19 protein-coding genes are annotated in these 22,584 nt (G+C 71.9%); 7 read left to right on the plus strand and 12 right to left on the minus strand.

Annotation, left to right across the window (positions count from 1 at the left end):
• Positions 1–83: 83 nt before the first annotated feature.
• The 4 genes from OHS81_RS26345 to OHS81_RS26360 form a co-directional block, all read right to left on the minus strand.
• Entirely contained in the window at positions 84–1,076 is a 993-nt protein-coding gene (locus OHS81_RS26345; protein ID WP_328387126.1) for a phytoene/squalene synthase family protein, read from the minus strand.
• 273 nt (positions 1,077–1,349) lie between these two features.
• Complete coding sequence (locus OHS81_RS26350; protein WP_328387127.1) at positions 1,350–2,681, minus strand: FAD-dependent oxidoreductase; 1,332 nt, start codon at positions 2,679–2,681, stop codon at positions 1,350–1,352.
• Positions 2,682–2,853: 172 nt separating this feature from the next.
• A complete protein-coding gene (locus tag OHS81_RS26355) occupies positions 2,854–4,191 on the minus strand; it encodes an MAB_1171c family putative transporter (RefSeq protein ID WP_328387128.1) in 1,338 nt (445 codons plus the stop codon).
• Positions 4,184–4,801 (minus strand): hypothetical protein, encoded by a 618-nt coding sequence (locus OHS81_RS26360; protein WP_328387129.1) that lies wholly within the window; start codon positions 4,799–4,801, stop codon positions 4,184–4,186. Before OHS81_RS26360 ends, OHS81_RS26355 begins: the two co-directional genes overlap by 8 nt.
• A 674-nt stretch (positions 4,802–5,475) precedes the next feature.
• Here OHS81_RS26360 and OHS81_RS26365 point away from each other — a divergent pair.
• The gene (locus OHS81_RS26365) at positions 5,476–7,188 is read left to right on the plus strand and encodes a CocE/NonD family hydrolase (RefSeq protein ID WP_328387130.1); all 1,713 of its coding nucleotides are present in this window, start codon (positions 5,476–5,478) and stop codon (positions 7,186–7,188) included.
• A 51-nt stretch (positions 7,189–7,239) separates the two neighbouring features.
• On the opposite strand, the gene OHS81_RS26370 is transcribed toward OHS81_RS26365, so the two are convergent.
• From OHS81_RS26370 to OHS81_RS26380, 3 genes are all read right to left on the minus strand, one after another.
• A complete protein-coding gene (locus OHS81_RS26370; RefSeq protein ID WP_328387131.1) occupies positions 7,240–8,295 on the minus strand; it encodes a trypsin-like serine peptidase in 1,056 nt (351 codons plus the stop codon).
• Positions 8,296–8,571: 276 nt separating this feature from the next.
• Positions 8,572–9,378 (minus strand): SDR family oxidoreductase, encoded by an 807-nt coding sequence (locus OHS81_RS26375; protein WP_328391440.1) that lies wholly within the window; start codon positions 9,376–9,378, stop codon positions 8,572–8,574.
• Positions 9,379–9,556: 178 nt separating this feature from the next.
• Complete coding sequence (locus OHS81_RS26380; RefSeq protein ID WP_328387132.1) at positions 9,557–10,504, minus strand: DUF4429 domain-containing protein; 948 nt, start codon at positions 10,502–10,504, stop codon at positions 9,557–9,559.
• A gap of 164 nt (positions 10,505–10,668) precedes the next feature.
• Here OHS81_RS26380 and OHS81_RS26385 point away from each other — a divergent pair, with 164 nt between their 5' ends.
• The 4 genes from OHS81_RS26385 to OHS81_RS26400 all read left to right on the plus strand — a co-directional run bounded on the left by OHS81_RS26385 (position 10,669) and on the right by OHS81_RS26400 (position 15,928).
• On the plus strand, positions 10,669–12,297 hold the full coding sequence (locus OHS81_RS26385; protein ID WP_328387133.1) for an alkaline phosphatase D family protein: 1,629 nt from the start codon (positions 10,669–10,671) through the stop codon (positions 12,295–12,297).
• Positions 12,298–12,431: 134 nt separating this feature from the next.
• The gene (locus OHS81_RS26390; RefSeq protein ID WP_328387134.1) at positions 12,432–13,766 is read left to right on the plus strand and encodes a multidrug effflux MFS transporter; all 1,335 of its coding nucleotides are present in this window, start codon (positions 12,432–12,434) and stop codon (positions 13,764–13,766) included.
• 56 nt (positions 13,767–13,822) lie between these two features.
• Positions 13,823–14,899 (plus strand): serine hydrolase domain-containing protein, encoded by a 1,077-nt coding sequence (locus OHS81_RS26395; RefSeq protein ID WP_328387135.1) that lies wholly within the window; start codon positions 13,823–13,825, stop codon positions 14,897–14,899.
• 75 nt (positions 14,900–14,974) lie between these two features.
• A complete protein-coding gene (locus tag OHS81_RS26400) occupies positions 14,975–15,928 on the plus strand; it encodes a small ribosomal subunit Rsm22 family protein (RefSeq protein ID WP_328387136.1) in 954 nt (317 codons plus the stop codon).
• Positions 15,929–15,972: 44 nt separating this feature from the next.
• On the opposite strand, the gene OHS81_RS26405 is transcribed toward OHS81_RS26400, so the two are convergent.
• Entirely contained in the window at positions 15,973–16,149 is a 177-nt protein-coding gene (locus tag OHS81_RS26405) for a DUF6243 family protein (protein ID WP_328387137.1), read from the minus strand.
• A gap of 168 nt (positions 16,150–16,317) precedes the next feature.
• On the opposite strand from OHS81_RS26405, the gene OHS81_RS26410 reads away from it, so the two are divergent.
• A complete protein-coding gene (locus OHS81_RS26410; RefSeq protein WP_328387138.1) occupies positions 16,318–16,944 on the plus strand; it encodes a TetR/AcrR family transcriptional regulator in 627 nt (208 codons plus the stop codon).
• Positions 16,945–17,106: 162 nt separating this feature from the next.
• Positions 17,107–17,850, plus strand: coding sequence for a bifunctional DNA primase/polymerase (locus OHS81_RS26415; protein WP_328387139.1), 744 nt, complete (start codon positions 17,107–17,109; stop codon positions 17,848–17,850).
• 97 nt (positions 17,851–17,947) lie between these two features.
• Here the strand turns inward: OHS81_RS26415 and OHS81_RS26420 are convergent, their stop codons facing one another.
• The 4 genes from OHS81_RS26420 to efeO form a co-directional block, all read right to left on the minus strand.
• Positions 17,948–18,820 carry a hypothetical protein gene (locus tag OHS81_RS26420; protein WP_328387140.1) on the minus strand — a complete coding sequence of 291 codons (873 nt, stop codon included), beginning with the start codon at positions 18,818–18,820 and terminating at the stop codon, positions 17,948–17,950.
• Entirely contained in the window at positions 18,807–19,799 is a 993-nt protein-coding gene (gene efeU / locus OHS81_RS26425; protein ID WP_328387141.1) for an iron uptake transporter permease EfeU, read from the minus strand. The genes OHS81_RS26420 and efeU overlap by 14 nt, the downstream gene beginning before the upstream one ends.
• Positions 19,800–19,901: 102 nt before the next feature.
• On the minus strand, positions 19,902–21,269 hold the full coding sequence (efeB, locus tag OHS81_RS26430) for an iron uptake transporter deferrochelatase/peroxidase subunit (protein WP_443058869.1): 1,368 nt from the start codon (positions 21,267–21,269) through the stop codon (positions 19,902–19,904).
• Positions 21,270–21,310: 41 nt separating this feature from the next.
• Positions 21,311–22,462, minus strand: coding sequence for an iron uptake system protein EfeO (gene efeO / locus OHS81_RS26435; RefSeq protein WP_328387143.1), 1,152 nt, complete (start codon positions 22,460–22,462; stop codon positions 21,311–21,313).
• Between the last annotated feature and the right edge of the window lie 122 nt (positions 22,463–22,584).

Genomic DNA, 22,584 nt, shown 5'->3' on the forward strand with positions numbered 1-22,584 from the left:
TGCACTGCGCGGTACCTGCGCGGCAGCTGAACGGCACGGGAGGCCCGCGGCCTGCGTGGTCTTCGTCTTCGATGCGGTGGGGCTCAGCTCCTGCCGACCGCTCCCGGTGAGGTGCCGCCGACTGCCGGACCGGCGTCACGACGGCGTCGCGCTGCCACGTACTCCCGGCCGAGAAGCCGGAGCGCCGCAGCCACATCCGGCCGGGCGGACCCGTCGAGCAGCGCGGTTCCCTTCCTTGCCACTGCCCGCAGGGTCAGGCCCTGGATGCCGATCAGGGCGCGGACGAACGGCCGGCTACGGGCGTGCACCAGATCCACGAGCCCGTAGGACGCGGTCAGTCCGGTACGGATCTGCCGGGCCTGGTCACCGACCAGCCCACGGAAGCCCTCGGGGGCGCCGCCCTTGCGGGCCGGGCCGGTGTGGGCCGGGCCGGTGCGCGTCAGGTCGGTGCGGGTCAGGCCGTGCCGGGCGAGGAGTTCTTCCGGGATGCCCAGCCGCCCGTTGCCCAGGTCCTCGGCAAGGTCGTTCAGGAAGTCGAGACGCTGACTCGCCTCGATGAAGCTCCGGCAGCCGGCCAGGTACGCGTCCGCCGGCGCCCCCGCGTCGAGCAGGCAGGCGATGAGCATGAAGGCGGGCAGCGAATAGCCGTCGATGTAGTGCTGGAAGTCGCTCTCCGAGGCAAAACCCTGCGCCTGCACCTCCAGGGGCGCGCCGGCGAGGAAGTCTTCGACGTACTGCCGCAGCCGGGGATGCCTGGAGATGGTGTCAAGGAGCGCCCGCAACACGGGCTCACCGGCTTCGCCGCTCTTGAGGGCGGCGTGCACCCTGCCCTCCCAGTCGGCGAGCGCGGCGATCCGCTCGTCGGCCGGTCCTTGGTCGATGAGGTTGTCGCTGTGGTGCATGAACGCGGTCGCGGCGATGACGTCGGGCACGAACTCGGCGGGAAGCAGCAGGCGTACGGCGGTGTACTCGGCGCGGGCGTACCGGGCCACCAGTCGGCGCTGCTCGCTGTAGTCGCGACGCAGCGAGGGGTCCGTGATCCCTGCCCGGTCGAGCGTCTTCGGCCACGTGGCCATCGTCAGCTCCCCTCCATGTTGGCGGTGCACTTCACCTTAGGTGATCGCGGTTGAGGGGCCTGAGGGGCCTGAGGGGCTTGAGGGGCCTGACGGGCCTGACGGGCCTGACCTGATCCGTCCCGGCATCGCCGGCCTGCACCGCGTGGTGCGCCGGCCTCCTGGGTGGCGGCAAGGCGCCCCGGCCGGACGGGAGGTGACGCTTCCGGTCGGGGCGCCCCATGGAGGCGGGCGATGTGAGGGGTGGCGGTGTGAGGAGGGGCGTGAGGACGGGCTTCAGCGAGTAGTGGCCAGGACTCGTGCCGTTCGGGCCAGCACCCGGGGATGGGTCAGCGATTTCGGATGCCGGCGCATGTGCACGACGTCCATGAACGCCTGGTTGACGCCGGAGTCGAGGACGGACGCTTCCGCGATCTTGTCGCCGGCCCAGCGGGCGAGCCGGTAGCCACGGGGGTACGGGCCCTGTACATGAGGCTGGGCGAGGTCCGCGGTCGCCGACACCTGCCAGGCCGCATCGACCACCACGGCGGCCCGCCGGAAGTACTCCCAGGCCGGATCGTGCGGAGGCGACCCGGCGCGCAGATACGCGGACAGACACGAGGCCTGCAGCGCGGCAAGGGTGAGACCCTGCCCGTAGATCGGGTTGACCGAGGCAACGGAGTCTCCCACCGCCACCAGTCCACCGGGGAACCGCCTCAGCCGGGTGAAGTCGCGGCGCCGGCTCTCCTGGAAGGGGAAGGTCCGGACGTCGCCGAGCAGGGTGCACCGGTCCGCCACCTCGTGCAGCGGAGAGACACAGCGCCGCATCCGGGCCAGAAAATCGGCCGGATCTCGCCCCGGGCGGTGATCCGTGTATCCGGCCAGTACCACCATCCAACGGTTGTCCTCCACCGCCACCATCGCCCCTGGTTCGCTGAGCGTGGGCTGGTATCCACTGGCAGGGCCAGGGGAGGCGTGTGCGACGACCGTGGAGGGGAGTTCGTCGCCGCGCCGGAAGACGGCCGTGGCGTAGCCGAGGTCGATCCTCATCCGGTGCAGCGGGGCGTGATCCCACCCGCTGCGGAGCAGCCAGGTGCCGAGGCGGCTGGACCGCCCCATGGCGTCGACCACCAGGTCGGCGTCCAGTTCGCCCTGCTGACCGGCGTGAGGTGACGTTTCCTCAGCGGTCGAGTAGCGCACGCCGCAGACCCGGCCGGCGTTGAAGCGCAGGTCTTCGGCGCGCCCCTGCAGGACGCGGACATTCGGCAGGGCCGTGACCCGACGGCGGACCCGGCTCTCGATGAACGGCCGGGTGGCGCCCAGCATCCGGAGGCCGGGAACCGGAGCCTTGAGTGCGCCGTCGACGTAGAACTGCACCTCCGGGCCGGTCCCCAAGCGTGCCCCGCCCGCGACGAGTTCAGCGGTGATGCCCGGGAACCAGCGTTCGAGGTGGGTGTGCCCCATGGACAGCAGCGCATGCAGTTGCTGTCGATGCGGAGCGCCGCGCCCGGTGCCGTCTTCCCCCAGGTCATCCGCTTCGAGGATGACCACGTCGTCGGCATGGTCGCTCAGCACGCGAGCGGCGTACAGGCCGGCGATGCTCCCGCCCAGGACCACAGCTCGTTTCATCAGTCCCCCTAGGTGATTCGATGGTGCCCCGTGCCACAGGGCGCCGGGCATGGTCGGGTGCCCGGGGCCGGCACGGGGGCGGCCAATTCTGCCGCAGCCGTCCGGCGGAACGGGCGGGCGCGGGCTCCACGGCCCGGCATACCGGGGCCGCACCGGCCAGGGGAGACACCCCCTACGGCCGCTCGGATACCTCGGTCACCCCGGATACCTCGGTCACCCCGGATACTTCCGTCGCCTCCGTCACCCCGGTCGCGGAACGCTGTACGCGCACCGCGTGCAAGGCCGTGGCGACCAGCGGGGCGGTGAGTGCCTGGGCGACGCGCAACAGCCGTTGGCGTTCGTCGGAGGCGGGGGTGTCCTCGCCGGGCAGCGCCACCTGCGGGCCCCCGGGCGCCTGGGGGTGACCGGGACAGCCCTGCAGTGCGGCTTCGCGCCGAGCGGCCTGCAGGCGCTGGGCCGCGTCCCGCAGGGCAGCGGCCGTGGCGGCCGCCTCCAGGTCCCGCTCCGAGAGGCGGCGGGCGTCAGCCTTCCCCCGGGACGGCGCGTAGGCGGTGTATACGGCGGCCGCGGGCAGGGGCGACACCCAGGGACGCAGCGCGCGCATCCCGTCCAGGATCTCGATCACGCGGCGGTGCAGGTTGAAACCGACGTTCCATGCCAGGCGATGGCTGCGGGCGCTGTCCACGCTGAAGGCGAGGTCTTCGTCGACCCCTTCGACGACGAGATCCCACAACGGCTGCAGGGCCTTGATGTCACGCCGTTCGCGCAGCCATGCGCCCACCGCGGCTCCCGAGAGGCCGTAGCTGGTGATCAGGGCGCCGATCGAGCCGAAGGTGGAGCCGAGCACCCCCACCGTGTCCAGGGTGTGGTTGCCCAGCGCGGCCAGTGTGATGGCGGGGGCGCAGCACACCACATAGCCGAAGACGAACAGCATGGCGATGCCGAAGGAGCGCAGCGCGCGCTGGAACCGGGGGTCTTCGAGCTTCACCATGCGGCACTGCCGGTAGGTGCTCAGGGTGCCGCAGGCCAGAGTGGCGAGGAAGGCCGCCAGGAACACCTGGACCAGCGGCTCGGTCGCGAAGTTGGTGTTGAATTTCAGGGGATCCGCCGGACCGGACAGGTCGGCGGAACAGAACGTCACCACCATGACGGCCGGCGCCACGACGTACACCGCGGACCACAGCGCGACCCTGCGGCGCAGCACCGCAGGACGCTGCCGCAACCCGGGATCCCACAGCATCGTGAGCAGGTGGAGAAGGGAGAAGCAGGTCAGGATGCCGATGTAGACGGGAAGGGTGGCGAAGCTGGGGACGCCGGTGAGTTCGCCCAGCCTCCGGTACCCCACCGGAGCGGCCATCGTGAACACCAGGCCGGACGTCACGAAGTTCACCGTGATCAGGGACAGCGTGGGGGTGGGATCGCGCAGCAGCGCCAGGCACTTCCACCCGGCGATCACGAAGTCGAGGATCGCAATGGCCAGGTAGATGACGTTCGACGTGCTCTCAGACACCGGACCTCCGGTGGGAGAGCGCCGAGGAGAGGAACCCGTTGGTGCGCTGATCGCGCCGCAGTTCGAGGTGGCGCTGAAGCATCACGGTGGCGAACGCCTCCGCCCGTCGTTCATGGGCGCTGTCGTAGTGCGACCGGTTCAGGACCTGCAGCACCGGCCCCGTCTTCAGCCCGGGGAGGAGCTGCCGCACGGTTTCCTCGGTCATGAGCTGGTCGGAAGAGCCGTCGTCGGCCGGATGCTCCTCCCACAGATGGAACAGCTCGTGAAGGCTGGCGTGGAGGCGGGTCAGTTCGTTCGCGGTGGAATCCACCACGATGAAGTCACGGTCCTTGCCGCGGGCGCAGAATCCGGACACCTGCTGAGGAAGCGGCACTTCGGTGATCGTGATCGGCTTGTTGCGCCGCACGGCCACCGCGTCGACGAGGCCCTGCATGTCCCGTACACCGGACAGCCGGAGGTCGCGGTGGACGAGGCGGGTGACCGACCAGGTGGCGAAGAGGACCGCCAACTGCTCTCGGAGCGAGGTCCACGGGGAGCTGGGAGGCCGGTGCTGAGGGGGCTGCGGCAGCGCTGCTCGCTGCGCTGAACCATGACGGCGGGGCCACCACATGAACGGATACTCCTACGGCTGTTGCTGCGCTCGGGGTGAAGATCGGGGTGAAGAGGGGACGGTACGGGGCCAGGGAAGACGTCGGGCTCGGCGGGCGTCGGACGGTCGGGGTCGGTGCGGTCTCGGCCAGAGTGACTGTAGGGCTACCGAGGGATACCGCACGGCATGTTTCCGGCGGGACGAGACGGAGGAAGGCTTTCTCCGGCCAAAGACGGGGCCGGTCCGGACACGGTCCACCCTCCCCGTCGGGGCTTCGGGGTGCCCCCTTGCCTGCCGGAACGCCCGCATTGCCCCGTAATTCGCTGCATGTCCAACCCATTTCGACTGGCGAGAGTGTAGTGGAGCCCCCTGCCCTTGGTGAGGGCAAGTTACCCGGCGCTCCCGGGCCGGCTCAGGAGCGGGATACCTGTATACCCGCTGGTCAGAGCGGTGCGCCGGGAAGGATCGGCGGGCCGGGCCGCCCCGTCCGCAGGCCGCGGCCGTCCCTGCCGGCCCCGCCTCCTGGCGTCCCCTGGCGTCCCCGGGGCCTCCCTGGCGGCCCCGCCCCGCATGCCGTGGCGCCCCCGCGGATCCCCGCGGACAATGGGAGGCGGGAGCGGTGCCGGCCGTCCGCCCGGACGGTGGGCGCCGCGGCAGTGCTCAGTGCTTCGGGGGGTTGCTCCGAGGACGGTGTGATGCTCGTCGACTGGGATGCGCCGATCACGATGGACGACGGGGTCGAGCTCCGCGCCGATGTGTTCCTGCCGGACGACGGTGAGACCCACCCCGTGATCATGAGCCATGGGCCGTACGCCAAGGGGCTCGCCTTTCAGGAGGGGTTCGCGCCCATGTGGCGCACCTTGGCGGACGAGCACCCGGATGCCGTCGCCGGGTCCTCGAACCGCTACCAGAACTGGGAGACGGCCGATCCGGAGAAGTGGGTGCCCGACGGGTACGTGGTGATCCGGGTCGACTCGCGCGGTGCCGGCCGGTCACCGGGCTGTCTGGACATCTTCTCGCCGCGCGAGACGCGGGACTACTACGAGTGCATCGAGTGGGCGGGCGTCCAGCCCTGGAGCAACGGCAAGGTGGGGCTGCTCGGCATCTCGTACTACGCGGTCAACCAGTGGCAGGTGGCCGCGCTGCGGCCGCCGCACCTCGCGGCCATCTGCCCTTGGGAGGGTGGCACCGACTTCTACCGTGAACTCACCCATCACGGCGGGATCCTGCACACCTTCCTGCAGCAGTGGTACCCGGCGCAGGTCGCCGCGGTGCAGCACGGGGTGGCCGGCAGTCCCTGGCACCGGATCACGGGCGTTCCGGTCACCGGGCCCGGGGTGCTGAGCGACGAGGAGCGGGCGAAGAACGCGGCCGACACGGTCGGCGCGGTGCACGATCGAGCGCTGCTCGACGCGTACTACCGGGAGCGGACCGCGGACCTGCCGCGGATCACCGTCCCGGTGCTGTCCGCGGTCAACTGGGCGCATCACCTGCACACACGGGGCGGCTTCGAGGGATACGAGGGGGTCGCCAGTGACCGGAAGTGGCTGGAAGTGCACGGACTGCAGCACTGGGTGGAGTTCTACACGGACTACGGGGTCGGCCTGCAGAAGCGGTTCTTCGGGCACTTCCTCCAGGGCCGCGACACCGGCTGGGACGACCAGCCGCCGGTCCTCCTCAACATCCGGCGGGCGGACGGCGGCTTCGAGCAACGGCCCGAAGGGGAGTGGCCATTGGCGCGCACACGGTGGACGGCGTTCCACCTCGATCTCGACCGCATGGCGCTCGCGCCGGCGGCGGCCCCCGGTGAGCGGAGTGCCGGTTTCGATGCGCTCGGCGACGGTCTGACGTTCTGGACCGAGCCCCTGGCGGACGAGCTGGAGCTGACCGGGCCCGCCGCCGCGTCGCTGCGGGTGGCCTCGTCGACCACGGACGCCGATCTGTTCCTCACCCTCCGGGTGCAGGACCCCGGCGGCCGCGATGTCACCTTCGTCAGCGCGATGGACCCGCACGGGGCGGTCGGGCTGGGCTGGCTGCGGGCCTCGCTCCGCAAGCTCGACCCCGCCCGCAGCGAGCCGTACCGGCCCTGGCACACCTTCGACGAGCGGCAGCCGCTCACCCCCGGCGATCCGGTCGACCTGCACATCGAGATCTGGCCGACGTCGGTGGTCGTCCCGGCCGGCTACCGGCTCGGCGTCTCGGTCCAGGGCCGGGACTTCGAGTTTCCGGGGGAGGGGCCGTGGCCGTCGGCGTCCGGGGTCGCGATGCGGGGCAACGGCATCTTCCTGCACACGGACGCCGAGGACCGGGGCTCGGACGTCTATGCGGGCCGGACGACGCTGATCAGCGGGGGGAGGCATCCGTCCTTTCTGCTGCTGCCGGTCGTTCCGGGCAGGGACGGCGGGTGAGGGGGCCGTACGCGGTCCGGCCGTACGGCCCCCGGGGCGCGGGCCGGGAGGTCAGGAGGACTGGGCCGTGGTGTAGAGGTTCTTGGCGTCGTCGCCGAAGTACGGGCCGAACATGGTGGTGGGCCAGAACTGGTAGCCGAAGCTGTTCACCGAGGACTGCAGGCCGGTGCCGGTCTTCTCGTCGAAGGTGGTGAACCAGGGGCCGCCGCTGGAGCCGCCGGTCATGTTGCAGGCGAGGCCGTGGTCGCCGGAGAACAGCGGGTCCTTGAAGGTGGTGCCGCTGCAGTAGATCAGCTTGCTGCCGTCGTACGGGGCGGCCGCGGGGAAGCCGAAGGCGTACATCGCCTTGCTGTAGCCGGAGTTGAAGGACAGGCCCTGGCCGCCGACGACATCGGTGAGCTTCTTGCCGTCGAGCGGGGCGACCACCGCGGCACCGACGTCGTAGTTGATGTCCTCGCTCGCCGTCCACTGCGGGGTGGAGAGCGTCTTGGCCGCCGCCCACTTGCCGTACGGAGCCTGGCCGTCGTGGTAGCCGGGGACGAAGACCCAGTCGGTGTGCCAGACGCCGCCCAGCTTCACACAGTGCCCCGCGGTGAGCACGGTGCTCTTGTTGCTGCTGGTCACCGCGTCACCGGAGCAGGAGGCGGTGCGGCCCTGGTAGGTGAAGAACACCCGGCCGGTGGTCTTGGTGACCGCGCCGCCGCCGGTCCAGGGCCCGCCGGCCTGGGGGAGCGTGCCGGGGAGCAGCGGGGTGACGGAGGGCGCCTTCGAGGCCTGCGGGAGCCGCGGGAGCGTGGGGGTCACCTTCAGCGGGGCGCTGCGCGGGACCGTGGTGGCGGGGGTGTGCTTCGCGGGTGCGGTGAGGTCCAGGGGGACGGCGCTGCGCATCCGGTCCGCGGTCCAGAAGGCGCCGGGGGCGGTCCGCGGGGCGGGGGAGCGGTGCGAGGGGGAGTGGTGCGGGGTGGCGGCGGCCGAGCCGGTGGGGAGCAGCAGGGCGAGCAGCGTACCGGTGGCGGTCAGGGTGCCGAGGGCGGCCCGGGACCTGGGCACGCGGCGTGGCGCGGGTATGCCGTGAACGGCCGGTATGCCACGAACGGTTCGTCTCACGCGTAACTCCTTCTGCGGGGGCCGCGCGCGCCGGGGCGCGCACGGCCGCGGGGGATCGGGGCCGCGCGCGGGCGGCCCCGGCAGATGAGTGGTGCGGATCCGAGGCAAGGGTGCCACCGGAAGCGGCAAGAGGGCAGGGGTCGTACGGGGATTCGACGCGCCGGGCCGGTGCGGCGGCTCGGCCCCGGCCGGCGGGCGCCGCCATCAGGGCCGGCGCCCCGGCCCGCTTTCAGCCCCCCGGCAGCCTCGCCCCCGGTCCCGCCCTCCCCCCAGCCCTCAACCCCGCCCGATATAAGGCATGTTGGTCGCCATCACCGTCGCGAACTGCACATTGGCGGCCAGTGGCAGCTCCGCCATGTGCACCACCGTGCGGGCCACATCCGCCGCGTCCATCACCGGCTCCACCGCCAGCTGGCCGTTCGCCTGCAGCGTGCCGGTCTGCATCCGGCCGGTCATCTCGGTGGCCGCATTGCCGATGTCGATCTGGCCGCAGGCGATGCCGTACGGACGGCCGTCCAGGGAGAGCGACTTGGTCAGGCCGGTCATCGCGTGCTTGGTGGCGGTGTACGCGACGGAGTGCGGGCGCGGGGTGTGCGCGGAGACCGAGCCGTTGTTGATGATGCGTCCGCCCTGCGGCTCCTGGGACTTCATGGCGCGGAACGCGGCCTGGGCGCAGAGGAAGGAGCCGGTGAGGTTGACGTCGACGACCGCGCGCCAGTCGTCGGGGGACAGTTCCTCCAGCGGCACCGTCCGGCCGAACGTGCCCGCGTTGTTGAAGAGCAGATCGACCCGGCCGAAGCGTTCGCGGGCGGCGGCGAAGAGGGCGTCGACCTCGTCGGGGCGGGTGACATCGGTCGGCACCGTCAGCACCGCGGGGCCGCCGGCGTCCAGCGGGCCCGCCAGCCGGGAGGTCTCCGCCAGTGCCTGTGCGCGCCGCCCGGCCAGGACCACCGTCCAGTGGGCGGCGATCAGGGCATGGGCGACCGCCCGCCCGATTCCGGAGCCGGCGCCGGTGACCACGGCCACCTTCCGGTGCGGTGCCCCGCCCTGCCGTGCCTCCTGTGGTGCCGGTGCCGTCTGCATGCTCTGCCCGGCCCGCGAGGCCGGCGCCGGCAGCGTGGGCCGGTCCGCGGTCGCCGTGCCGCCCACCTGCCCGGCCCGTGCCCTCGGCGTCGTCCGCGCGGTCCGTGCCGGCTCTGTGTTCTCTGCCATGGCGGCAGCGTAAACGGCGTACGGCGGGCGGACGGGCAGCCGCCGCGCCTCAGCCCGTGGTGTGGAAGCGCTGCAGTACCGCGGCCTTCGTGGCGGTGAACTCCTCCTCGGTGAGGACGCCCTCCCGGCGCAGTGCGCCCAGTTCGCGCAGGCGGCGCAGCAGGGCGTCATGGTCGTCGGCGGGGGCCGCGCCGGATGCCGGGGGAGCGGCCGGGGTGGGTGCCGTGGCGACGGGCAGGGCCGGGGCGGCGGGCAGAGCCGGGGTGCCCGCCGACAGGGCCCTGCCGGGGCCGGCCGACGGGTGCGGCAGCCGTGTCGCGACGGCGGCGGCCAGCAGCGCCGTCGTGCCGCTCTCCTTCTTGAAGCCCCACAGTTCGATGGCGAGAGGGTCGTGCTCCGGCGCGATCCGCTCCGTCGCCCCGTGCGTCCGGAAGCGGAGATAGCCGGACTCCAGCCCGGCGGCGGCCCGCCACTCCACCGCTTCCAGATCGGCCAGGGCAAAGTCCCTGGGGCCCTGGTTCCGCTTGGACTCGCTGGTGTTCCAGCGCCATTCGAGGTGCACCCGCTCCCCGTCGAAGGAGGCGATGCCGTCCACCCCCGCGGCCGACAGTGGCACGGCCGGACCGGGCAGCAGATAGCGGTCGGCGGGCCCGTCCGGAATCTCCTCCAGCAGCAAGGCCTGGCGCACCACGTCCACGAAGTACTCGGCGACATCAACCCGCGCGGCGTCCACGGCCACCTGGTACGGGTTCGCCTCGTCCGGCAGGCTGCCGCCGGTGACCTGCAACAGCGGGTCCGCGCCGTCCCGCAGCCGCAGTCGCAGCCGGCCGCCCTTGCGGGCCGGTTCGTAGGCGATCCCGGCTATCGCGATCAGCGGCACGGTGAACTCCCCGAGGTCCTGGCGGAGTTTGTGCACTCCGCGCTCGTGCCCCGGCACGATCCGCACGGCCTCGTCGTCGAAGGTCCAGGTGCCGTCGCGCACCATCAGTTCAGCCATGCCCCGAATCCTACGGAGGCACGGCGGGTGCCGTGATTGTCCGACGGCGTCCGTTGCGGGACCGGTCCTCATCCACCTGTCATGCCTGCGTCGTGCACGGGACAGCGCCCCGCCGTCCCGCGGCCCTGCAATCACTGGGACAACCGCCGCCAGGGGAGGGCCAGATGACGCACCACGCACCGCACGAGCAGGAGATCCGGGCCGCCGCCGCACACTTCGGCCGCCGCCGCTTTCTCACCGTCACCGGAGCCGCCGCCGCGCTCGCCTTCACGACCAACCTCCCGGGCACCGGCGCCTTCGCCGCCGAGGCCGATGCGCGGAAGATCGCCGAGAACCCCTTCACGCTCGGCGTGGCCTCCGGGGACCCGCAGCCCGGCTCCGTGGTGCTGTGGACCCGGCTCGCCCCCCGCCCGTACGAGTCCGGGGGAGGCATGCCGAACGCCAGGGTCACCGTCCGCTGGGAAGTCGCCTACGACGAGCGCTTCCAGCGGCTGGCCGGCCGGGGCCGCGCCGAGGCGCACCCGGAGTTCAACCACTCCGTGCACATCGAACCCACCGGCCTCGCACCCGACCGCGTCTACTACTACCGCTTCCGCGCCGGCAACTGGATCAGTCCGGTCGGCCGCACCCGTACCGCTCCCGGCCGCGCCGCCCGGCTCTCCGAGCTGAAGCTCGCCGCGGTCTCCTGCCAGGCCTACCACGACGGCTACTTCACGGCCTACCGGCACCTGGCCGAGGAAGACCTCGACGTCGTCTTCCACCTCGGCGACTACCTCTACGAGTACCCGGTCGACGCGGCCGGCGGCGTCCGCCGCTACACCGACCGCACGCTGCCCGCGGTCTTCAACCGGGAGACGGTCACCCTGGAGGACTACCGGCTGCGCTACGCCCTCTACAAGTCCGACCCGGACCTGCAGGCCGCGCACGCCGCGCACCCCTTCATCGTCACCTGGGACGACCACGAGGTGGAGAACAACTACGCCTCCGACATCAGCGAGGACCACCTCCCGCCCGCCGCATTCCTCGTCCGCCGGGCCGCCGCCTACCGGGCGTACTGGGAGAACCAGCCGTTGCGCCGTCCGCAGCGGCCCGACGGTGCCGACGCAAGGCTCTACCGCCGCGTCCAGTACGGCCGGCTCGCCCAGTTCGACATCCTCGACACCCGCCAGTACCGCTCCGACCAGGCCTACGGTGACGGCTGGCACGCCCCGGGCCCCGAGTCCCTTAACCCCGAGCGCACCCTGACCGGCGCCGCCCAGGAGCGCTGGCTGATCGACGGCTGGCGGCAGTCCTCCGCGCGCTGGAACGTCCTGCCGCAGCAGGTCACCTTCTCCGAGCGGCGCAATGCCACCGGCGCCGGCTACCAGCTGAGCATGGACGCCTGGGACGGCTATGCGGCCTCCCGCGACCGGGTCCTTGCGGGCGCGGAGTCGGCGGGCGTGGACAACCTCGTCGTGCTCACCGGCGATGTGCACGTCCACTACGCCTTCGACATCAAGAAGGACTTCAAGGACCCCGGCTCGCGCACCGCGGGGGTGGAGTTCGTCACCACCTCGATCGCCAGCGGCAAGGACGGCGCGGACAAGCCCGCCAACTGGGCCGCGTACCTGGCCGCCAACCCGCACATGAAGTTCTACAACGGCCGGCGCGGCTATGTGACCGTCACCCTCGGCCAGGACACCGCCCGCGCCGACTACCGCACGGTGCCCGCCGTCACCACCCCCGGGGCGCCGGTGCACACCGCCGCCTCCTTCGTCTCCGAGGCGGGTGATCCGGGGCTCAAGCCCGCCTGACCGGGTCGGCCGGGACCTGGGTCCTAGGACCTCGGAACGTCCGGTTTCCGTCCAAGGGACCGGTCCGGAACCCCCCGGAAGCCGTCCCGTGCATGACACCATGGTGCCGCCCTCGACGACCCATGGAGACGCAGATGACGGAGCCCGGCGCGGCCGATTCCACGGACCTTCCCGCCATAGCCGAGCGGGGCGCGGCAGCAGCACCGAGCGCACCGGCCCCGCTGCCCGCGTCCCGCCGCACCGGCCTCCTCGTCACCCTCGTCCTCGGCGGCCTCACGGCGGTCCCGCCGCTCTCCATGGACATGTATCTGCCGGCCCTGCCGCAGGTCACCGCGGCCCTGCACAGCCCGGCCGCCACCGTCCAGCTCACCTTGACCACCTGCCTGGCGGGCATGGCGCTGGGCCAGATGATCGTCGGCCCGATGAGCGACAAGTGGGGCCGCCGCCGCCCGCTGCTGGCCGGCATGGTGATCTACATCCTGGCGACCGCGCTGTGCGCGTTCGCCCCCACTGCCGAACTCCTCATCGGCTGCCGCCTGTTGCAGGGCCTGGCGGGTTCCGCCGGGATCGTCATCGCCCGGGCGATGGTCCGCGATCTGTACGACGGCGTGGCGATGGCCCGGTTCTTCTCCACCCTGATGCTGATCTCCGGAGCGGCGCCGGTCGTCGCCCCGCTCATCGGCGGCCAGATCCTGCGGATCACCGACTGGCGCGGTGTGTTCGTCGTCCTCACCGTCGTCGGGGTGGCGCTCACCCTCCTGGTGTGGCGCCGGCTCGACGAGACCCTGCCGCCCGCCCGCCGTCACCCCGGCGGCCTCGGCCAGGCCCTGCGCACCATGCGCGATCTGCTCGCCGACCGCGCCTTCTCCGGCTACCTCCTCGTCGGCGCCTTCGCCTTCGCCGCTCTCTTCGCCTATATCTCCGCCTCGCCGTTCGTCATCCAGGAGATCTACGGCGCCTCCCCGCAGACCTTCAGCCTGCTCTTCGGCCTCAACTCGGTCGGCCTGGTGTGTGTCGGCCAGTTCAACGGCAAGGTCCTGGTCGGCCGGGTCAGCCTCGACAAGGTGCTCGGCACCGGACTGGCCGTGATCGCGCTCGCCGCCGCCGGGCTGCTGGTGATGTCCTCCGGCGTCCTCGGCCGTCCCGGCCTGGTCCCGGTGGCCGCCGGCCTCTTCGTCCTCATGTCGGCGATGGGCCTGGTCATGCCGAGCACCAACACCCTCGCGCTGCTGCGCACCCCACATGCGGCCGGCTCCGCCTCCGCGCTGCTGGGCACCTCCACCTTCCTGCTCGGCTCGGTGGCCTCGCCGCTGGTGGGCATCGCGGGCGAGCGGACGGCCCTGCCGATGGCCCTCGTACAGCTCTCCTGCGCCATATTGGCGCTCGTGAGCTTCCTGGGAATGTGCCGCCCGTGGCAGCGTAGGGGGGAGAGCAACGGGAGCACGGCCGGCGAGAGGACCAGGCCCTGAACGCACCGAGACTCACCTATGGCACGCCGGCCCGGGCGGGACTGGACCCCGCCTGTATGGAGCGGCTGGTCCGCGGCGTGCGGGCGCTGCCCGAGGGCCGTCCGCCCTGGGCGCCCGGAGTCGTCGTCCTGGCCGGCCGCGGCCCCGTCGTCGCCGCCGAGGCCGCCGCGGGCTGGGCGCTGCGCTACCGGGCCTGGGACCCCGAGCGCGAGCGCGGCCTCGATCTGCCCCGCGACCTGTGGGAGCCGATGCGGGTCGGTACCGTCTTCGACCTCGCCTCGCTCAGCAAGCTCTTCACCGCCGTCGCCGCGGTCCAGCAGATCGAGCGCGGCCGGCTGGCCCTCGACGACGAGGTCCGCGCCGATCTGCCCGCCTTCGCCCCCGGCATCACCGTCCGGCAGCTGCTCACCCACACCTCCGGCCTCGCCCCCGAGCTGCCCTTCCACGACCACCGGACCCGCGCCGCCCAACTGGCGCTCCTGTGGGCGGAGGCCGCGGCCCCCAGCGGCCGCCCGGGCACCGCACACCGCTACTCCGACCTCAACCTCATCGCCCTCCAGCTGCTCCTGGAGCAGCGCACCGGACACCGGCTCGACGCCCTGATCCGCGACGGCATCACCGGCCCGCTGGACATGTCCAGCACCTCCTACGGCCCGCTGGCGCCGCAGGGCGTGGCGGCGACCGAGGACCAGCGGCGGCCCTGGGCCAAGGCGGACCGCGGCCTGGTCCGCGGCGAGGTGCACGACGAGAACGCCTGGGCGCTGGGCGGCGTGGCCGGCCACGCGGGCCTCTTCTCCACCGCCCAGGACCTGGCCGTGTTGTGCCGCACCCTGCTCAACGGCGGCGCCTACGGCACGGCCCGGATCCTCGGCCCCGATGCCGTCGCCGCCCTCCTCGACCCGCCGGGCCTGGGCTTCGGCGTCGACCAGCCGTACTTCATGGGCGAGTTGGCGGGCCGCGGCGCGGCCGGGCACACCGGCTTCACCGGTACCAGCCTGGTCCTCGACCGGGCCACCGACACGTTCCTCGTCCTCCTCGCCAACACCGTCCACCCCTGCCGCCACAACGGCGGCAGCGCCCCGCGCGCCGCGGCCGCCACCAGGCTGGCCCGCGCGGTGTCCCGCGCCACCTGACCCGGCAGGGCCCCGTGCCAGGCAGAGCCCCGTGACCAGGCAGGGCACCCCACCGGGCCCCGTAGAATTTCCCCCATGCACGAGGAACTGCGCGCCGCGCTGGCGGGCCTGCTCGACGGCCTGCCGCCCAAACAGGCCGCGCAGGCCGTCGAGCGGCTGATCGCCAACTACCGGGGGCGCACCCCCACCGACGCCCCGGTCCTGCGCGACCGCGCGGATGTGGCCGCGTACGCCGCCTACCGCATGCCGGCCACCTTCGAGGCGGTACGGGCGGCGCTGGCCGCGTTCGCCGCCCGGGTCCCGGACTGGTCCCCGGCCACCCACGTCGACATCGGCGGCGGCACCGGCGCCGCCACCTGGGCCACCGCGGCCACCTGGGAAGGCCCTCGCAGCACCGTCCTGGACTGGGCGCAGCCCGCCCTCGACCTGGGCAGGGAACTGGCCGCCAAGACCCTCCCCGACACCACGTGGCAGCGGGCGGTCATCGGCGAGGGCCTGCCGGTCCCCGCCGGCACGGACCTGGTCACCGTCTCCTACGTCCTGGGGGAGCTCCGCCCCGAGGACCGCCGCGCCGTCGTCGCCGCGGCGGCCACCGCGGCCACTACCGTCGTCCTGATCGAACCCGGCACCCCCGAGGGCTACCTCCGCATCCGCGAGGCCCGCACCCAGCTCACCGAGGCCGGACTGCGCATCGTCGCCCCCTGCCCGCACGGCGACACCTGCCCCATCAGTCCTGGACAGGACTGGTGCCACTTCGCCGCCCGGGTCAACCGTTCCTCCCTCCACCGCCAGGTCAAGGGCGGCTCCCTCCCCTACGAGGACGAAAAGTTCAGCTACGTGGCCGCGACCACCCTCGACGCCACCCCCGCGCCCGCCCGCATCATCCGCAAGCCCCAACTCCGCAAGGGCCAGGTCCTCCTGGACCTGTGCACGGCGCAGGACGGTCTGCAGCGCACCACGGTGACCAAACGGCACGGCACCCACTACCGCGACGCCCGCGACGCCTCCTGGGGCGACGACTGGTCCTGACCGGACCCACGGGGGTGCACGCCACCGTTCGGGTGGTCCGCGGCTCACTTCTCGTGCGCCCGCTCCTGGAACCTGCGCAGGAGTTCACGGCGCCGTTCCCGGGCCTCGGACCGTCCCGGGCCACCGCGGTCCGCGGCGCCGCCGCCACGCAGCGCGCCACGCGAGAGTTTGGCGCGGGTGCCGCCGACCCCGAGCATCCCGCCGGCGTTTCCCTTGCTCATGGAATTGCCCTCCTTCTTCCTCGTCGCTTTCCTCTGGAGCCTTTTCCTCTGCAGCTTTTTCCTCTACATCGAGCGAGACGGATCGTCTCGCTCGCGCTCCACTATGGGCGAGACGATGCGTCTCGTCAAGACGATACGTCTCGCCTCCCCCTCGCTAGACTTCGCCGCATGGCCGACAAAGCAGCCCCCGACTCTCCCCCTGGCGCCGCTGGGGGGACCCCCACTCGCCGCAGCGAACGCTCCCGCCGGGCGATCTTCGATGCCGCCCTCGCTCTCGTCGGCGAGGTGGGCTACGACAAGCTCACGATCGAAGGCATCGCCTCCCGGGCCGGGGTCGGCAAGCAGACGATCTACCGCTGGTGGCCCTCCAAGGCCGCCGTCCTGCTGGACGCCTTCACCGCCGGCGTCGACGACTACTCCGCGCAGGGGCTGCCGGACACCGGCGACCTGGCCGCGGACCTGAAGTCCGTGCTGCGTGCCACCGTCGACGAATTCAACGATCCGGCGTTCCAGGCCCCCTATCGCGCCCTCGCGGCCGCCGGCGCCAACGACGAGGAGCTCTCCCGCGCCTTCGTCGCGCGGCTGATGGAACCCGGCACCCGGGTCTACATCGACCGGCTGCGGGCGGCGCAGGAGGCGGGCGAGGTGGCCGACGGCGTCGATGTGCGGATCGCCACCGAGATGATGCTGAGTCCCTTCTCACAGCGCTGGCTGATGCGTACCGGCGAATTGACCTACGGCTTTGTCGACACCCTTGTCGACCAGGTGCTGCACGGCCTGCGCCCCCGCGGCTGAGCGCGCGGGCGGCCGGGCGCGGGCGGCGGCATCCTGTCGCCGATGACCTGAATTGCCGGTATTGGCCCCCCCTTCGTTCACCCCGGATCTCCACACCGGTCACCCGAGGCGCAGGATGGTGGCAGCATTGATCCCAGACCACCGCTCGAAGTGAGGGGATAGATGGAACGCAAGAGCAGGTTCTCCCAGTGGCTGCGCCGGCCGAAGAGCGGATCGGACGGCGGCGATACGGACACGGGATCAGCGGCTGCACGCAGCCGCGAGGACCTGCTGCTGGCGGCGGCCGACGCGGGCTTCCCGGTGGCACCGGCGGCGCACCCCTCCGGCTACGGCTGTTCCTGTGAACGCATCGGCTGTCCCACCCCCGCCCGCCATCCCATCTCCTTCGGCTGGCAGACCGTCGCCACCACCGACCGCGACAAGGTCGCCGCCTGGGTCCGCACCCTCCCGCAGGCCAACTTCATCACCGCCACCGGCATCACCCACGATGTGCTGGACGTCCCCGTCGAGGCGGGCCGCAGCGCCCTGGGACGGCTGGACGCGGCGGGTATCGAGGTCGGGCCGATCACCCTCAGCGGCGCCGGCTTCAACGGCCGGATGCTCTTCTTCACCGCCACCCGCGGCACCCCGGACGACGAGGACGAGTGGTGGCCCTGCGAGCTGGACTGCCACCCCGAGACCATGGACGAGCACCCGGGGCTGCGCTGGCACTGCCGCGGCAGCTATGTGCTCCTGCCGCCCTCGGCGCTGCCCGGCGAGCAGCCCGCGGTGAGCTGGCTGCGCGGCCCCGAGCTGACCCTGCCCGACCCGCTGACGCTGCTGGAATCACTCACCGACGCCTGCGCGGAGTTCAACGACCGCGAGCCGCACCACCACGAGGCGGCGGCCTGGCCGATCGGCCGCTGAGCGGGCCCCGCCACCCCTTTGCTCACCCCGTACGGAGACATACCGAAGGGCCGCCGTGACCCGGCGGCCCTTCGCGTACGTACGGTTTCCCGGCCGGCTACAGCGGCTTCACCGTGGTCTTCGCCTCGATCCGGTTGAGGACCGCGACCTTCCCCCCGGCGCTCTTGGCGGGCACCTTGACCGTTTGGCCGGAGACCGTGGTGAACAGCATCCGGTTGGTCTTCTTCGGCGGCCCCTCCAGGAGGCCCTTCAGCTTTCCGACCGAGATCGTCGCCCCGGCGAACAGCGTCTGCTGCTGGTGGTAGACGGTCGAGAAGAACACCAGCGCACCGCCGTCCGTCGTCCGCAGCGCCACCGGCGGGTAGGTCGCGGGCGAGTCCTCCCACATGATGCGCTGGCCGGCCCGGTTGGCGTCCTTGGCGCGCCGCGCCCGCCAGCCGTCGGTCTGCGGGCCGGAGGCGAAGGTGCTCCCCTTGCCGGTGTTCAGGTAGTCCGCGTAGGTACTGCTCAGCTTGCCCGGATCGACCGCCAGGCCGGACTTGGCGCCGGCGGGCACCGCCTCCGCGTAGCCCTTCTTGTCCGTCTTCAGCTCCGGGGCCTTGTTGTCCGCGAACGTCGCCAGGTACACCGCGCGCCACTGCTCGTCGATGCCGTTGCGGCTGAACACCAGGAACCAGCGGGTGTTCTGGCCGTGGGCGTTCTTGCGGTTGCTGGCCGCGTCCGCGATGAAGTACTTCGGCCAGCCCGCCTGCTGGGGCACGGTGAAGTGCGGATCCGTGAACGCCAGGTCCGTGAAGCCCGGATTGCCCTGCGGCCGCAGGGCGTGTGCCGCCTTTATCCCGGCCTGGTCGATGGCGAGCAGCGCGCCCCCCTCGAAGGAGGGGTTCAGCGCCGGATCGAGCTGACGGTTGGCCTTGTTGAAGGTCTCGGTGAAGTGCGTGAGCGCCTTGGTGCCCTCAGCCTTCGACACCGCCGGCAGCATCTCCCTCTCGCCGTGCACCGTCATGCACCCGCTCACTATCACCATCGCCGCCACTGCCGACGTCAGTGTTGCGGGCACCCGGAACGGCGACCTGCGTGTCATGGGGCTCGGGCTCCTTCGGGGCGACCGGGGCGGACGGGGCGGCCGCCGGGGTGGCACGATTCGGCGCCACCCTACCGGGGGCGAAGAAGATCGTGAGCGTGGGGATCAGATACAGAGCCCACACCGTGACCTGAAGAACGGTCGGGTCCGGCTGGAAGTTGAAGATGCCCTTCAGCAGGGTTCCGTACCAGCTGTCGGCCGGGATCCGGTCGCTGATGTCGAACGCCTGCGAGGCCAGCCCCGGCAGGAGGTCCGCCTCCTGCAGATCGTGGAAGCCGTACGCCAGCACACCCGCCGCGACCACCACCAGCATGCCGCCGGTCCAGGTGAAGAACTTCGCCAGGTTGATCCGCACCGCACCGCGGTAGAACAGCCAGCCCAGCAGCACCGCCGTCAGCAGGCCCAGCAGCGCCCCGACCAGCGGCCGGACGCCGTCGTCGGCGGACTGCGCGGCGGTCCAGATGAACAGCGCGGTCTCCAGGCCCTCGCGGCCCACCGACAGGAACGCGGTGACCACCAGCGCCACGGTGCCCATCTGCAGCGCCGCGTCCAGCTTGCCGTGCAGCTCCTTCTTCAGATGCCGCGCGGTGCGCCGCATCCAGAAGACCATCCACGTCACCAGGCCGACCGCAATGACCGACAGCGAACCGCCCAGCGCCTCCTGGGCCTTGAAGGTCAGGGTCTGCGACCCGAACTGCAGCGCCGCACCGAACGCGAACGACAGCACCACGGCGAGCGTGATCCCGAGCCAGACCGGACGCAGCGCCTCCCGCCGCCCGGTCTTGACCAGATAGGCGATGAGGATGCAGACGACGAGGCTGGCTTCCAGGCCCTCGCGCAGACCGATCAGGTAGTTGCCGAACACGTCGGTTCCTTCCCTTCCTTCATGGTGCCGACGCCCTTCTTCCGGGCGTGGGGTGTGTCGATGGTGTCGGCGGTGACGACGGTGTCAGCGGTGACGACGGTGTCAGGCGAACAGCTCCCGGCCCCACCAGTCGTCCGCGTTCCGGACGCCCGGCGGCACCGCGAAGACCGCTGAACCCACGTGCTGGATGTATTCGTTGAGCGCGTCGTTGGCCGCCAGCCTCTGCTGGAGGGGGACGAAGCCATGGCGCACGTCCCGCTGGTAGGCGAGGAAGAACAGCCCCGCGTCCAGCCGCCCCAGGCCGTCCGTACCGTCGGTGAAGGAGTAGCCGCGGCGCAGGATGCGTATCCCGCCGTTGGAGTCCGGGTGCGCGAGGCGGACATGAGCGGTGGGCAGCATCGACTTCAGATGCGGGGTGTCCCGCTCGTGCTTCTTGCCCACCGGCGCGCCCTCGCCCTTGTCGCGGCCGAAGATGTCCTCCTGCTCCTTGCGCGAGGTGCGGTCCCAGGTCTCGATGTGCATCCGGATCCGGCGCGCGACGAGGTAGGAGCCGCCGGCCATCCAGCTCTCCTTGCCCTTCGCCTCGCCGTCCGCGACCCAGACGTGCCGGTCGAGCGCGGCGGTGTCGGTGCCCGCCAGGTTGTGGGTGCCGTCCTTGAAGCCGAACATGTTGCGCGGGGTCTGCGCGTCCGGCGTCGTCGAGGAGGTCTTGCCGAAGCCCAGCTGCGACCAGCGGATCGCGACCTTGCCGAAGCCGATCCGGGCCAGGTTGCGGATCGCGTGCACCGCCACCTGCGGGTCGTCCGCACACGCCTGGACGCACAGATCGCCGTTGCTGCGCGCCTTGTCGAGGTTGTCGCCGGGGAACTGCGGCAGATCGATCAGGGCATCGGGCCGCCGGGCCTTGATGCCGAACCGGTCCTTGCCGTCCTTCTCGAACAGCGTCGGGCCGATGCCGAAGGTGAGGGTGAGCCGGGACGGCGGCAGCCCGAGCGCTTCACCGGTGTCGTCCGGCGGGGCCTCCGCCAGCCCGCCGACCGCGCCGTCGCCGACCGGGTCCCCGGCCGTCATCCGCGCCGCCGCCTTCGTCCACTCCTTGAGCAGCGCGATCAGCTCGTCGCGGTCGTCGGTGGTGACGTCGAACGAGGCGAAGTGCAGCCGGTCCTGGACGGCGCTGGCGATGCCCGCCTGATGCCTGCCGTGGAAGGCGATCGCGGAGCGCGAGGTCGCGTCCGCGCCGGCCGGCTGGGCGTCGCCGCCGGTGCGCAGCGCCGCCGCCGTACCGCCGGCCGCGACCGCGCCCAGCGCCAGGCCCGCGCCTCCCCAGCCGAGCAGGGAACGCCGGGACGGCGCGCGCCCGTCGGCGGCCTGCGCGGCCGTGCCGTCGCCGGTGCCCGTGCTGCCCTCGGTGGCCGTGCCGTCCTCGGCGGTGGTGCGGCTCTCGGCGGTCGCGCCGTCCTTGCCGGTCATGCCCTCGTGCTGCGTCATCGTGCTCCCTCGCCCGCGGCGGACTACTTGGTGGTGGCCACGGCGGCGGCCAGCTTCGACAGCGGCTCGGCCAGCGCGTTGACGCCGTCGGAGAGCTTCTTGCGGTCGTCCTTGCCGACCGTGTCGTAGGAGGCGAAGCCGTCCGCGGACTTGCTGTCGCGGTGGTCGTCGAGCAGCGTGCGGATCGCCTTGAACTGCTTGTCCAGCTCCTTGGCGAGCGCCGGGTCGTTCTTGCCGACGACCGGCTTCAGCAGCTCGTACGCCTTCTCGGCACCCTCGACATTGCCCTGGAAGTCGACCAGGTCGGTGTGGCTGTAACGCTCTTCCTCACCGGTGACCTTGCCGGTGGCCACCTCGTCGAGCAGTTCCTTGGCGCCGTTGGCCATGCTGGTCGGGGTGATCTCGGCCTTCCCGACCCGCTTCTGCCAGTCCTTCAGATCGGTGATGAGCTGACCGGCGAGCTTCTTGTCGTCCCCGGAGATCTTCTTCTCCTCCCACAGGGACTTCTCCAGCTTGTGCCAGCCGGTCCACTTCTGGCCCTTCTCCACACCGTCGGCGCGCACATCGACCTTGGGGTCGATGTCACCGAACGACTCGGCGACCGGCTCGGTGCGCTCCCAGCCCACCCGCGAGAGGGCGTAGGACTTCTTGGCGGCCTCGACATCTCCGCTCTTGACCGCGTCGGCGAACTTCTGTGCCGCCGGGAGCGTCCGGTCGGCCTGCTCCTGGACGTAGGTGCGGTACGCGGCGACCGCGGCATCCAGCTTGGGGTCGCGCTTGGCATCCGCGCCCTTGCCGCCGGCGGTCACCTTCTGGCGGATGCCGTGGCCCTTCATGCCGGGCTTGCAGGCGACCTCGTACGCACCGGCCTTGATCTCCGCGGTGATCTCCGCGTGGGTGCCGGGGCCGATGTTCTCCCGCTCGGTCACGATCCGGTCGCCGGGCGCGTAGACGTACACCTCGGTGACCTTGGAGCCCTTGTTCTGGACCGCGAACCGGACATGTCCGGCGGGGAACTCCTTGGCGGAGAGCTCACAGCTGGAGTCGGTCGCGGTCACCTCGATGGCGCCCTTGCCGCCGCCCTTGCCGTCGTTCTTCGCGGCGCAGCCGGCGACGGCGGTGACGGCCGTGGCAGCGGCGAGGGCGACGACGACGGAGGAGCGATGGGCTCGCATACGGGGCTCCAGGCGGGCTCGGGTGGAACGGAAAGGACTAGGCGAACGATAAACAGTCAAGAAGATCGCCACTAAGGCGGCCCTAACTTATCTGAGGCTTACCTGTTTTCGCCCGCCCAGTC

This window comes from Streptomyces sp. NBC_00400 (assembly GCF_036048035.1).
Classification (GTDB): Bacteria; Actinomycetota; Actinomycetes; order Streptomycetales; family Streptomycetaceae; genus Streptomyces.